Source organism: Nocardia tengchongensis, assembly GCF_054781395.1.
The window spans coordinates 242,871-255,893 of the sequence record NZ_BAAGUM010000020.1; the positions used below are offsets into that span (position 1 = coordinate 242,871).

12 protein-coding genes are annotated in these 13,023 nt (G+C 64.7%); 10 read left to right on the forward strand and 2 right to left on the reverse strand.

Going from position 1 to position 13,023, the window contains the following annotated elements:
• The first annotated feature begins 121 nt into the window (after positions 1-121).
• The 3 genes from eccA to eccCa all read left to right on the forward strand — a co-directional run bounded on the left by eccA (position 122) and on the right by eccCa (position 7,405).
• The gene (gene eccA / locus ACYVKL_RS38205) at positions 122-1,834 is read left to right on the forward strand and encodes a type VII secretion AAA-ATPase EccA (RefSeq protein WP_379172269.1); all 1,713 of its coding nucleotides are present in this window, start codon (positions 122-124) and stop codon (positions 1,832-1,834) included.
• Between the two features lie 22 nt (positions 1,835-1,856).
• Positions 1,857-3,407, forward strand: coding sequence for a type VII secretion protein EccB (gene eccB / locus ACYVKL_RS38210; protein WP_379172271.1), 1,551 nt, complete (start codon positions 1,857-1,859; stop codon positions 3,405-3,407).
• Positions 3,408-3,532: 125 nt separating this feature from the next.
• Positions 3,533-7,405 (forward strand): type VII secretion protein EccCa, encoded by a 3,873-nt coding sequence (gene eccCa, locus ACYVKL_RS38215; protein ID WP_379172273.1) that lies wholly within the window; start codon positions 3,533-3,535, stop codon positions 7,403-7,405.
• 65 nt (positions 7,406-7,470) lie between these two features.
• Here the strand turns inward: eccCa and ACYVKL_RS38220 are convergent, their stop codons facing one another.
• Together ACYVKL_RS38220 and ACYVKL_RS38225 are read right to left on the reverse strand one after the other, a co-directional pair.
• Positions 7,471-7,875 (reverse strand): DUF4236 domain-containing protein, encoded by a 405-nt coding sequence (locus ACYVKL_RS38220; protein ID WP_379172275.1) that lies wholly within the window; start codon positions 7,873-7,875, stop codon positions 7,471-7,473.
• A gap of 179 nt (positions 7,876-8,054) precedes the next feature.
• Complete coding sequence (locus ACYVKL_RS38225; RefSeq protein WP_379172277.1) at positions 8,055-8,504, reverse strand: hypothetical protein; 450 nt, start codon at positions 8,502-8,504, stop codon at positions 8,055-8,057.
• A gap of 214 nt (positions 8,505-8,718) precedes the next feature.
• Between ACYVKL_RS38225 and ACYVKL_RS38230 the strand changes: the two genes are divergently transcribed.
• From ACYVKL_RS38230 to ACYVKL_RS38260, 7 genes are all read left to right on the forward strand, one after another.
• The gene (locus ACYVKL_RS38230; protein WP_379172279.1) at positions 8,719-9,051 is read left to right on the forward strand and encodes a hypothetical protein; all 333 of its coding nucleotides are present in this window, start codon (positions 8,719-8,721) and stop codon (positions 9,049-9,051) included.
• The gene (locus ACYVKL_RS38235; RefSeq protein WP_379172281.1) at positions 9,029-9,535 is read left to right on the forward strand and encodes a DUF6879 family protein; all 507 of its coding nucleotides are present in this window, start codon (positions 9,029-9,031) and stop codon (positions 9,533-9,535) included. Before ACYVKL_RS38230 ends, ACYVKL_RS38235 begins: the two co-directional genes overlap by 23 nt.
• Positions 9,532-10,368: a helix-turn-helix domain-containing protein gene (locus ACYVKL_RS38240; RefSeq protein ID WP_379172283.1), complete on the forward strand. Its 837-nt coding sequence runs from the start codon at positions 9,532-9,534 to the stop codon at positions 10,366-10,368. The genes ACYVKL_RS38235 and ACYVKL_RS38240 overlap by 4 nt, the downstream gene beginning before the upstream one ends.
• Before the next feature lie 119 nt (positions 10,369-10,487).
• Entirely contained in the window at positions 10,488-10,817 is a 330-nt protein-coding gene (locus ACYVKL_RS38245; protein ID WP_379172285.1) for a hypothetical protein, read from the forward strand.
• 45 nt (positions 10,818-10,862) lie between these two features.
• The gene (locus tag ACYVKL_RS38250; RefSeq protein ID WP_379172287.1) at positions 10,863-12,227 is read left to right on the forward strand and encodes a PPE domain-containing protein; all 1,365 of its coding nucleotides are present in this window, start codon (positions 10,863-10,865) and stop codon (positions 12,225-12,227) included.
• A gap of 71 nt (positions 12,228-12,298) precedes the next feature.
• The gene (locus ACYVKL_RS38255; RefSeq protein WP_379172289.1) at positions 12,299-12,646 is read left to right on the forward strand and encodes a hypothetical protein; all 348 of its coding nucleotides are present in this window, start codon (positions 12,299-12,301) and stop codon (positions 12,644-12,646) included.
• 47 nt (positions 12,647-12,693) lie between these two features.
• The gene (locus ACYVKL_RS38260) at positions 12,694-13,014 is read left to right on the forward strand and encodes a WXG100 family type VII secretion target (RefSeq protein ID WP_379172291.1); all 321 of its coding nucleotides are present in this window, start codon (positions 12,694-12,696) and stop codon (positions 13,012-13,014) included.
• Positions 13,015-13,023: the final 9 nt, after the last annotated feature.

Here is a 13,023-nt window from a genome sequence, read left to right on the forward strand (position 1 = left end):
TCCATGGGAAAGATGAGCGTCGGTTGCGTGTCTACCCTTCGTGCAGACCGGATCGGCGGAAGGGAAGCGCGAGTTGTCAGCGGCCGAGGACGCGTTCTACACCGGAGTTCAAAGTCTCGCAATGGTCGCCGGGGGTGTACGCAACGACCACCACGCGCTGGCCGCGTTCCGAGCCGCCACCGATCTCGACCCGGACATGTGCGATGCCTGGCTCGGGCGAGCCATGGCCGGCGAGATCAACGCCGAAGTCGTCTACGGCGCCTACCGATCGGTCCACAACCTCTACCGGGACCAGCAGCGCGCCGGACTCTCCGACCGTTCCCTGTGGTGCCAGGTGGAGATCGGAGTCTACGGTCTGCGCGTCGCCATGGCCGACCGCGATCAGATCGCCATCGCACAGGCCTGCCAATACGCCGAAGGCGGCGAGTGGGGCGAAGCCATCGCCATCATCGACCAGGTGCCGCGCGACGACGTCGCCCAATTCGTGCGGATCTCACTGTATTTCCGGACTCAGCGCTGGCTCGACGTCCTCGAAGCCCGCAACGCGACCCCGGTGCTCGAGGACGCGCTGCTCGACATCGCGGCCGAACTCATGACCGCTCAGTCCCTCGCACAGCTCGGCCGGTTCGGCGAAGCACTACCTCGCGCGCAACGCATCGTGGAGGACAGCGCCTCCGGCAGCCTGTCCTACATCTGGGCCGACGCACACTTTCTCCTCGGAATGGTACTGCGCCACAACGGCGATCACGACGCCGCCGACCGCATCCTGAAGGGATTGCGGGGTTCTTCGCTCTGGCCGCAACGACCGCAGTGGCAGCAGGCCCTCGCCGACAAGACCTACCGATTCGACATCACCAACGCCGAGATGATCGCCACCCGGACAAATCGCTGGGACCCCACCTCCGGAGACGACCCCGCCGAAGTGGCGGCCACCGCGGCGCGCTCCGAGCGCGAGACGCAGCTGGCGGAAGCATCGCAGCTGCTGCAGGCCCAAATCGGCATGGACTCCGTCAAGGAACAGGTCGACCGGCTCAAATCCGGAGTGCTGATGGACCAGGTCCGCGCCGAACGCGGACTCGCCGTCGACTCACGCTCACACCACCTGATCTTCTCCGGCCCTCCGGGCACCGGCAAGACCACCATCGCCCGTGTCATCGCGAAGATCTTCGCCGGGCTCGGCGTCGTCGAGAACGCCGAGGTCATCGAGGTGTCTCGCAACGACATGGTCGGTACTCACCTGGGCCACACCGCACCCAAGACCAATGCCCTGATCAACTCGGCGCTCGGCGGCGTACTGTTCGTCGACGAGGCCTACACCCTTGTCCAAGAAGGCCTTTCCGGCGGCGACGCCTTCGGCAAGGAAGCCGTCGACACGCTGCTGGCCCGCATGGAGAACGATCGCGACAAACTCGTGGTCGTCATCGCCGGGTACGAAGATCAGATCGACCGCTTCCTCGCCTCCAACGACGGCCTGGCCTCCCGCTTCACCAAACGCATCCGCTTCACCAGCTACGACCCCGGCGAACTGGTACAGATCGCCGATCACATTGCCCGCAAGAAGGATTCGATCCTGTCCCCGCAGGCACGCGAGGCCCTGCGGGATCGATGTGAACGGCTCTCGGGACAAACACGGAACGGCCGCAGTCTCATCGATCTCGCCGGCAACGGCCGATTCGTGCGCAACGTCGTCGAATCCGCGGAAGCCGAACGCGACTACCGATTCACGCGACAGCATGCCGATATCGCGGTCATGACCAACGAAGAGCTCATGACCATCACCGAGAACGACATCACCGCCGCGCTGGAAGGATTGGCGCCGGCCACCTCGGTCTGACGCCGCCACGGAAGGAACGACCATGGTGGCGCGCTTCCGCGTGGTGACCAAACACCAGATCTCCGGGTGGCGGTTCCTGTTCCGCCGCATCGAACACGCCTTGGTCCGACGCGACGCGTCGATGATCGACGACCCACAGCGCGGACGCGCCACCGCCTTGTCCATCGGCATCGCCCTGGCCTGTGTGGTCATCGCCGGATCCGCGGTGATGGCATTCTTCAAACCCGTCAAACAGGTCGGCAACGCCCACATCGTCGCCGAACGCGACAGCGGGGCGCTGTTCGTCCACGTGGGCAATCGGCTCTACCCCGCACTGAATCTGACCTCGGCGCGCCTGATCGTCGGAGCGCCCGAAAAACCCGTCCCGGTCTCTCAGGACGAGCTGGCCAAATATCCTCGCGGCCCGATCGTCGGCATCCCCGGCGCCCCCGCAACCATCGTCGACAACGGCACCCGCGATTCCACCTGGACCGTCTGCGACAGCACCAGCACAGGTTCCGCGGCGCCCGTCGATCAGGCGACCGGACTGCCGACCACCAGCAGATCACCGGTACGCACCGTCGTCATCGGAAGCCCACTGACCTCCGACGGCGAAACGACCAGGCGCCCCGCCGACGGGGAAGCCCGCCTGTTGCGCGAGGGAACCACCACCTGGCTCGTCTACGCCGATCACGATCGGGGCATCCTGCGCGCGGCCATCGATCTCGCCGATTCCGCCGTCACGCTCGCCCTCGGTCTCGACGCGACCGCACCCGTGGCCCCGGCATCCAAGGGCCTGCTCGGCGCCATCCCCGAAGCCCCCCCGTTGCGGGTACCCGAGGTGCCCGGCTCCGGCCAGACGGTCACTCTCGCTTCGGGTTTGTCGGTTGCGGTCGGCTCGGTGCTCACCACCTCCACCCTCGACCGGAATACCGCCTACTACCTGGTATCCCAATCCGGAGTCGTGCAGATAACCCCCGCGCTGGCAGCCATGTTCCGCAACGCGAACTCCCACGGCGAGGTATCGACCAATGCGGTCGGCCCCGACGTCATCGCGGCCAATCTACGACCGGGCGGATGGCCGGGCACGGCGGACTATCCCGTCGCGGCCGTTCACCTGCTCGACCCACAGCGCTACCACGTCACCTGCTATCACTGGTCGCGCGGCGCCAACGACGCCAACGCAACCACCGAACTGCTCGTCGGAGGGCAACTGCCACTGACCACCGACGAACTCACCCGCACCGTCCCCCTGGTGACAGCGACCGGACCCCGCGGCACCACCGCAGATGCGGCCTACCTGCCGCGAGACACGGGCCGCTTCATCCGGGTGACCGGGACCGAACCGGCCTCGCCACTGCGGGAGTCGCTGTTCTGGATCTCCGACAGCGGCGTCCGCTACGGCGTCGCCGCCGCCGGTAGTACCGACCAGACCCTGACCGCGCTGGCGTTGCGCAATCCGATCCCCGCACCGTGGAACATCGTGTCACTGTTCGCGATCGGACCCACCCTGTCGCAGAAGGACGCTCAAATCCAACATGACGGCATCGCCACCGACAAAGCCGCCACGGCCTTGCCCGGAGGACAACCGTGACCAGCACTCGCCGATTCGTGCGGCCCGCCAGGATGATCCGGGGCCCCAAGGCCCCTGCAGTGACCGAACTACGGCTACAGCCCCCCACCGAACTCCCGAAACCTGTTCCACCATCACGGATCAAGATGATCATGCCGGTTGTCATGATGGCGGGCATGGCCGGAATGATGGTCATGATGTTCCGCGGCGGCGGCACACTGTCACCCTCCACGATGTTCTTCCCGATCATGATGCTCGTCTCGGTGTTCGGCATGGCCGGTGGCGCCATCGGCGGCAACGGATCCGGTGGCGCGGCCGCCCTCAACGAGGAACGCAAGGACTATCTGCGCAGCATCGCCGAGAGCCGCAAGGCAGTGCTGGCCTCCGAGGCGGAACTGCACACCTATCTGCACTACACCCACCCCGGTCCCGCCGGGATCGCGCGACTCATCGGCGGTCAACGCATGTGGGAAGTACAGGTCGCCAGTCCGCAATTCCTGCGCGTCCGGGTAGGGTTGGGCCGGATCGCCAATCAGGTGCGGGTGATCGTCCCGGAAGCGGCGCCGCTGGCGGACCTCGATCCCGTCGGCGTGGTAGAGGTGACACGCTTCGCCAAAGCGTACTCGACAGTCGGTGGCATGCCGATCGCGATCAACCTGCTCTCCACACCCGAAGTGGGATTCGACGGCGACCCCGCAGCCGTCGCCGCCCTCATACGAGCCCTCGTCGCGGAAACCGTTGTACTGCACGGACCCGATCAGGTCGGCGTGGCCGCCGTCCTGCCCGACCCCGATGCCCCCGAATGGGGTTGGCTGAAATGGTTGCCACACACCCAGCATCCCACCGAGACCGACGCCATCGGCTCGACCCGAATGGTCTACCGCAGCGTCGCCGAACTCCGCACGAAGGTGCTTGCCGGGTTGAATCGCGGCCCGTTCTCGGCGAACAGTCAACCCTCGCTCGAGCGTAAACACTTCCTGCTGATCGTCGCTGTCGGCGGCGCGGCCAACGAGCGCGACATCTCCGGGGTCGACGGCTGCACCTGGTTACGGCTCACCACCACCGAGCAACTACTACCGCGGGCACTGCGGTTCACCGTCGAAACCGACCACGCCCTGCACGAACTCACCGCGCGAGGCACACGCCAGGTCGGTCACGCCGATGCCATGCCCCTGTCCAGCATGACAACACTGGCCCGCACCATTTCTCCCTATCGATTGTCGACAGTCGTCGAAGTGGTCACCGCCGAACAGGCCGGCAGTACCTCCTGGGAGGACATGGTCGGCATCGCCGATCCCGGTGACATCCGCGTCGGACGCCACTGGGTCACAAGGCGTGACGCCGACCGGTCACGGCTGAACATCCCCTTCGGCCACGACTCCGCAGGCGGCATCGTCTACCTCGACATCAAAGAATCCGCCGAGGAGGGCATGGGCCCGCACGGTATGTGCATCGGCGCCACCGGCTCAGGCAAATCCGAATTCCTTCGCACCCTGGTACTTTCCGCCGTCGCGACACACTCACCCGACGTCTTGAACATGCTGCTGGTCGACTTCAAGGGCGGCGCGACCTTCCTCGGCTTCGACCGACTCTCACACGTCACCGCCGTCGTCACCAACATGGAGGAGGAAGCCGACCTCGTCACCCGCATGGAAGACGTGATCAATGGCGAAATGGCGCGACGGCAACGCATTCTGCGCGACGCCGGCAACTTCGCTAGCGTCGCCGACTACGAGCGAGCCCGCGAACAGGGCGCCCAACTCGACCCCATGCCCACCCTGCTCATCATCCTCGACGAATTCGCCGAACTCCTCGAACAACACCCCAACTTCGCGAAACTGTTCGTCGCGATCGGACGCCTGGGCCGCTCGCTGCGCATCCACCTGCTGCTCGCTTCACAAAAGGTCCCAGCCAGCCGCATGGGCGAACTGGAAGCACACCTTTCGTATCGAATCGCATTGCGCACCAACCAAACCAGCGACTCCCGCGACGCCATCGGCACCGCCGACGCCTACCACCTACCCAAAAAACCCGGTGCAGGATACCTGCGCGTCGGAGCAGGCGACCTGCAACGATTCCAAGCCGCATACGTCGGCGGGCACTACTCCGCACCAGCCCAGATCGCTGCCACGAGCACCCAGCGTGCCCGCCGCACCGGCGGCGGCTACCGGCCACCACAGCGATTCACCGCCGCCGAGATCGAGGAAACACGGCGGGCCGCACCCGAACCGGTGGTCGCCGAACCCGAGACCCCCGACACCGAGCCGGTGACCATCATGGAGACAGCGCTGCAGCAACTGGCCGGCCACGGCCGCGCCGCACACCGAATGTGGTTGCCGCCCTTGAACGTCCCGGCGACACTCGACCGGCTTGCGCGAGCGGTGGAGCCAGGAACCCTACAGATCCCCTGGACACTCATCGACAAGCCACGCCTGCAGCGCCAAGAGGTATGGTCGGTCGACCTGTCCGGCGCCGGCGGCCATGTGGCGGTCGTCGGCGGTCCGCAGTCGGGCAAATCGACCGCGCTCCAAACCCTGGTACTGTCCGCGGCACTCACCCACACACCCGAACAGGTGCAGTTCTACTGCCTCGATTTCTCCGGCGGTCTGACCGGTTTGCGGGCACTGCCACACACCGGCTCGGTCGCCTCCGCACGCGACGGCGACCGCATCCGGCGCACTTTCGCCCTCATCAACTCACTGCTGACCAACCGGCAGACCTTGTTCGCCGAACTGGGCATCGACTCCATGCGGGAGTTCCGCCGCCGCCGCTCCCGCCCGCTCGAATCGGCCGAACTCACCGCCCGCGGCGACCACTACGGCGATGTCTTCCTCGTGATCGACGGCTGGGACATCGGATTCGCGATGAGCGGACCCTATTTCGACGAGTACCACGCTTTCGTGGAATCGCTTGCACTGCAAGGCCTCAACTATGGAGTCCACCTGGTCGTCAGCAGTTCGCGCTGGGTCGCCATCCGCCCGGCGATCAAAGACCTGATCCAAACCCGCCTCGAGATGCGCCTGGGCGATCTCAGCGACACCGTCTTCACCGGCCACCGCAACATCGTCACCGCCGTCCCCGCCAACCGCCCCGGACGCTGCGTCTCCACCGACGGACTACACATGCTCACCGCACTCCCGCGCATCGACGGCGTGGGCGACCCGGAATCGGCCGCCGCGGGCATGAACGCCGCGATCGAGGCCCTGCAACACACCTACACGGGCAGACACGCACCCGAGGTGCGGCTGCTGCCCACCCGCGTCACCCACGAAGAGATCGCCGCCATGCTGCGGCCCGCGAGCACACTCGCCGAACGCCTCATCGTCCCATTCGGCATCCGCGAATCCGATCTCGGCCCGGCCGCAATCGATTTCGGCGTTTCCAGCCATCTGGTAGTGCTCGGATCCTCCGGCTGCGGCAAATCCACCGTCATCGCCAGCCTGCTCGAATCCATACGGCGACGGTTCACCCCCGACCAGGCGCGGGTGCTGCTCGTCGACTACCGCCGCCGGCACATGGACGCGCTGCCCGCCGAACTATCGATCGGATACCTCACCAGCGAACGCGATCTCATCGACGGGCTGCCGGCCTTCGTACAGAAGATGATCTCCCGGCGCGCGCCCGACGGCGTCACAACCCAGCAACTCAAACACCGTTCCTGGTGGAGCGGCCCGGAGATCTTCGTCGTGATCGACGACTACCACATGGTCGCCCAACGCGGGCAGATGAACCCGCTCGACCCGTTGAAGAGCCTCATCGTCGACGCCCGAGACACCGGCCTGCACATCATCGCCGCACGCAATATCGCCCAAGCCGACACCGCCCTCTACGACAACGTGCTCGGCCAGATCAAGAACATGAATTCCTCCGGATTCATCATGGACGGCTCCAAACTCGACGGCACGCTCATCGGAGACGTGAAAGCCACCAAACAGCCTGCGGGACGCGGGATTCTGGTCGAGCCCCTGCATTCCAGACGAGACCTGGTACAGGCCGCCATGGCGCCGGATCAGGCATGACGCGAGGGCCCTCCAGACCCCGTTCGTGAGCCGAACATTGCGAAATAGACACGAGACCGCCAGGACTACACGGCACCTACGCCGGCAAACAGGCCCACGAGAAGAAAGGAGACAACCAGCGCCCCGATGAAGAACCAGCCGGACAATGTCACCGCCAGATAGCTCAAACCCAGGTCGATTGCTAGAAGCACCACGAAAGTGACGATGAATTGGCGCGGCGTGAGGTTGCCGTCCGAGGCCCCTGAGCGATCGGCCTGCGCCGGGGGAGGGGCCTGCGAGCGGGCCTTGGAGCCGATCGTACGAGTGTCGTAAATCCCCGTCCCGGGGATGCCAACCGTCCGCTGCACCCGGCCATCCGCCCGCCGCGTCACGCGGACAGGGCCAACCTTTCCGCTGTAGCCGACACCTCTACGCGATGCCGTCACCCGCAGCGGACCAAAGCTCTTGCTCATACGGACCACCGCGCCCATCCTCCAAACCTGGCATCGCAACCAGCGTCGGTGAAACCACACGTACCCCGCAGACAGATCAACCCGATCCTATGGTCATGCAACATCGGTTTGCAGCACTTCAGCGGCAAACCCCCGGGGCTGTTGCCGCTGTGGAGCGAACCGGAGGGTCTTCAAGGGTATTACAAAGTCGGATCAGGTCATAGACCACCCCTCTCCGCGGCTACCCGAGCATCGCAATGGTCCTCCGCCACAGCTTCTTCGAGCTCACACCGGGCCACCCTGGTCCGCCATTGAAAGCACTCCACAGGGTTCACGGTGTGGAGTTCCTCGAAAGCCGTTAGACGCCTGGGGTTTCCGCCGATATGCGCCAGCGTCGGAGTGATCACGACAGCACAATCGATCTGGCGGAGAAGCCGGTACAGCATCCCCATCCGGTCTGAGTCCGAGTTGTCCACGACCAGAACCCAGGACACCCGCAATCCCAGCTGTTGGGCTCTCTGCCGGGCGTAGAACTCCGCCCAGTCCAGATCCGCTTTCGTGGTCAGAAACGGCCGGAAGATGTAGATCACGGCCTTGTCCGGCTCAGCCGTGGCGCGGGCCATCTCGATTGCCTCCCGGAGTGATTCGGGCAACGCGTCTGGTTCCATCTCCGCCCCTCTCCCGTGGTGTGGCAGTCCAGGGCTGGGCCTCTCGCACCGGCCCTGGACGCCTCAACCGACGTTACGAACGGCACCAGCGGCCGGGCTACGAGTGTGCCAATACTTGCCAAAATCCAGCTGTCTCGCTGCGGGCATAACCCCGGTTCAGCCACCATGAAGATGTTCTGCAAGAACTGGCATACAGCTCGACAGGAGACAAGACATGTGCTTGCATCTGCTCGGTAAAGGTGGCTCCGGCAAGGACGATTGTCCATCCCTGTACGCGACGGACGAAGGAACGTACGTCCTCCAGGGATGGAAGACCGATCACCCTGACGCGGTGGAGATTCCGCACCTGCTAACAGGTTTCGCGGAGTCTCGAAACTTCATCGGTGCCACCTTGACCGACACCGGTCGCGGGGCCTTCCGGGTGTCCGGCCGGCCGATCACCGACCCGGAAACCCTGGACCAAATGACCATGGAAGATTACGAGACCGCTATCGAGGTGACCCGAGCAGAGAGGACGTATTTCGGTGGAGTTCCGGCCGACTCGTGACCTACTGCGAGAGTGGCAACACGAAGCGTTCCGGCTGGAAGTCCGGGACTCGTACGGCGTCCCCGGTGAATCCGAACCGCTGCAACGGTTCTTGAACGATGAACCGTTCGACCTTCGGGAGTGGTTCCGGGACTGGTCCGAGTTGATCGGTGAGTTGGGCGAGCGCGGCGTGACCGTAAGCCGTGTACGAGTTGTGACGGTGCCGCACACCGATTATCACCGATGGCTGTTGACGCTCGCGGAGCTGAACACCGAAGCAGGGGAGATCATCCGGTACCTGCCCCGGCATACAGCCGGGGAGGTTCCACCCGATGACTTCTGGTTGCTCGATGACGAACGGGTGGGGTTCACGCTGGCTGACCAGGACGGGCGCGCGGTCGGTGGTGTTGCTGTCACGACCGATCCGCGGATCGTTGCCTACTCCCGTGAGGTGCGCAAGCGCCTCTGGCCGTTGGCGACACCGTATGCCGAGTACGTGCGGTGACAAATTCTGTTGAGGAGGCAAGGCAGGCTCTCGGTAAGCGTCTCCGCGAGATCCGGCGACGCGCGGGGCTATCCGGCCGGGAGCTTGCCCGCCTCGAAGGCTGGCACGAGTCGAAGGTATCCAAGTACGAGTTCGGGAAGCTGCACGCTTCGGATGCTGTGATCCGCGCGTACTGCAAACACTCTGATGCCGAAGACCAGCTGGAAGACCTTCTGGCCACCCTGCACGCGGTCGATTCCGCGTACGTCGAGTGGAAGCGGCTTCTTGGCTCCAGCCTGAAGGCCGGACAAGAGCGGCTCCAGCGAATCGAGGCTGAGGCGCGGGTCATCCGCAACTACCAGCCGGTCATCGTGACCGGGCTCTTGCAGACACCGGAGTACGCCGAAGTAATGCTGAGGTGGGTCGGTGAGTTCCACCAACTACCCGGTGACATCGATCAGGCGGTAGCCGCTCGGATGCAGCGGCAGCAAGCTTTGTACAAGCGAGACAAGCGATTTCACTTCCTGATCGGTGAGGCCGCGCTGTACACCACGGTCGGTGACGACCAAGTGATGATCGGTCAGTTGGACCGGCTCCTGACGGCAGGAAGCCTTCCCCGAGTCACCTTCGGCATCATCCCGATGACAGCCGAAGCACGAGTGTTGTTCAACAACTTCGTCTTGTACGACAACCGGCTAGCCGCCGAAGAAGGCTCTACCGCCAAGCTGACCGTTACCCAGCCACGAGAGATCGCGTTGTACCTGCGGGCGTTCGATACGCTCGCTCGCCAGTCCGTGACCGGTGAACCTGCCCGGCGGTTGATCCGCCAGGCACTCGAAACACGGTCTATTTAGGTCCCGTACCCGGGTTCTTCTTCAACCCGAGCGACACATCTTCCCACCATTGGGAATGAAATAGCGTAAGCGCAGGCCACTCGATCCGGGTCGGCAAATCAGTCTTGAGGAGACGATTCATGGCTGTCTCAGTCCTTCCCGATCAGCTCCGGGCGACCGGCGCCCAGCAGAGCGCTCACCAGGTCACCTTCACCAGCGTCGTCGTCGAGACGATGATGCCCGCGGCATCGCTGCCCGCGGTCGCAGTGGCCTTCACGGGTTGCGACGTTGTTAGCCAAAGCATCTGGAGCGTGCTGAACGACCACCGAAACACGATCTACCGTGATATCGGAACTGCGGTGGTGAACTGGCAGGGCGGATCGAATCTGCTGCTTCCAGCGAGCTGCAGCTACGAAGTCGCCGATGCCAGCGGCGCGGCCGAGATCGGGTCGGCGGGCACTCGACCCTGACCCGCTGATCACGCATCGCCCGTCCGAAAGGCCGGAGTACACGCAATGTTGCCTGTCTGCGTCAACTTCTTCGCGCAAGAGCCGGAGGTGAATGCCGCGCAGCTACTTCTCTCACCCGGCCCGGCCCCGCTACAGCTCGCCTCGGAGGCGTACGCCGTGCTCGCCACCGCGCTGACAGCCGCCGCGGACGCATCCGATGGCTCTACCTACGCGATGTCGCTGGCCTGGACCGGACCGGCCGGGACCAGCATCTGTCAGGCGTTCTACAACCTCACCGCCTGGCTGCGCGGACAAGCAGAAAAGGCCGCGCACACCGCCCTGGTGATGCAGGGCCTGCAAGTCGCCGCCGCGACCGCGCAGGCCGCGATGGTGCACGTTGTGGCAGAACTCGCCGCTATCCAAGCCGCCAAAATCGCAGCGGTCGCCTCGAATTCCATTACGGGACTGGCCGCGTCGGCGTTGGCGGCCAGCGAGGTGGCGCATATGGCTGTACGACTCGAAGCGGCAACGGTGATGACCATGTACGCGGAGAGCGCGATGTCAGGGTTGAGCGCGCTGCCGCCCTCGTCCGCACCGCCCGCCATCGCCAGCGGTGCGCCGGTGACACCCGCGTCCCTGACAGGTTTCGAGAACCTCCCCACCGGAATCGGTGACCTGTTCGGCAGGTCGGGTCCGGGCATCGGTACAACCGGCCCTGGCGGGGCTCTCGCGTCAGGCGGCGGTGCTCGGGTCCTGGACAGCCCGGTGTCGAATCCTGGTGGCTCCCCGCCGGTTTCGGGTCCCCCCGCTGGTGGCCAACCTGGTGGTGGGCAACCCGGTGCGGGGCAACCCGGAGGTGGCGGAGGGCAGCCGGGTCCGGTGGACCCGCAACAGCTCGGTTCGGACATGCAGGCCCCGCCGCTGCCCTCCGGCAGCGGCGACGCCGATCCCACCGGCGCTGGCCCCGCAGTGCCCGAGCAGTCCGGGCTCTACGGCACCCCGCAGACTTCGACCACGCTGGTCGGACTGAACGGCGGTGCGGCAAGCACGGCCGCACTCGGTGTGACCCGCGGTGGCGGCACCGTGCTGCAAACAGCGACCGGACCCCGGATGCCCGTCGGCTGGAAGCCCGCCGCCACGCAGGCATTCGGCGCGGGGGCGGGAACTCCGGCCGAGCAACCTCTCCCGCAGCGGTCGCCGCCGCGCGGAGCGAGCGCGCCCCGGGCCCAGCTCCGCCGCAGGCGCGACGAACAGCGCGACGGGTCGAAGACATTCGTGGCGGGTGGGGCGACCGACGTTCCCGTACTCGACCACCCACCCGGGCTCGGTGTCATCGAATACGACGCCGGTGACACCGAGCCGGTGTCCGCCTCGGAAAGGGTCCTGGCGTCCGGAGTGCTCGATTCCGATGCGAAATCGGATTTCGAGTAGAGCGCACCCGATACGTCCTCGGTCGACTTCATCCGAGGCGAAATTCAGTTCATATTTGAAAGGACTTACAAATGGCTTCTGGGCATTTTACCGCTTCACCCGCCGAAATGAAGGAAATCGGCGATCAGACGCTGCTCCTTCATGGTGACTTGAGTTCCTACCTCGTAGAATTGGCTGGGGTGCGTGACGCATTCCCGTCGGTGGCGAAGGGGATGGCGGCCCAAGCCGCCACCATGAAGCTGGGTGAATCGATCGAAAGCGGCCAGGCGCTGGCCAGGACTTTGAGTCAGATCGCGGACGATGTGAAGGCGGCGGGAGTGCAGTTCGATGCAACCGACTTCCAGGGGAAAGACAGGATTATCGCACAGTACGGCCAGGATGAAACGGCCTCCAAGGTCGACAGTTCCACTTGGCAATAACACGGATTGCAAGCCATCTGAAATTTATTACTGAAAGGGTTTGGTAAATGTCGCAACCAGTAATTTCTGCCAGCTTCGGTGCAGTCGATTCGCATCACGATACCATCAAGGGTCTCATCGGCAAGATGATGCAGAATCTCCAGGAGATCAACCAGCTCAAGGATCGGCTCCGAGCCGCCGGATTCGATGGTGCGGGTGGTGACGGCTATGCCTCCGTGATGAAGCAGTTCGATGACAAGTCATCTGTGCACCAGTCGAATCTGACCTCATTGAACGGCGCAATTGTGGCCGCCCTTGGTTCGAACGGCGATATTGACATCGTGGACAAGAAGGTTGCGTCCTCAATCTCCAGCATCAAGGTCGGTTGATAGGCGTTG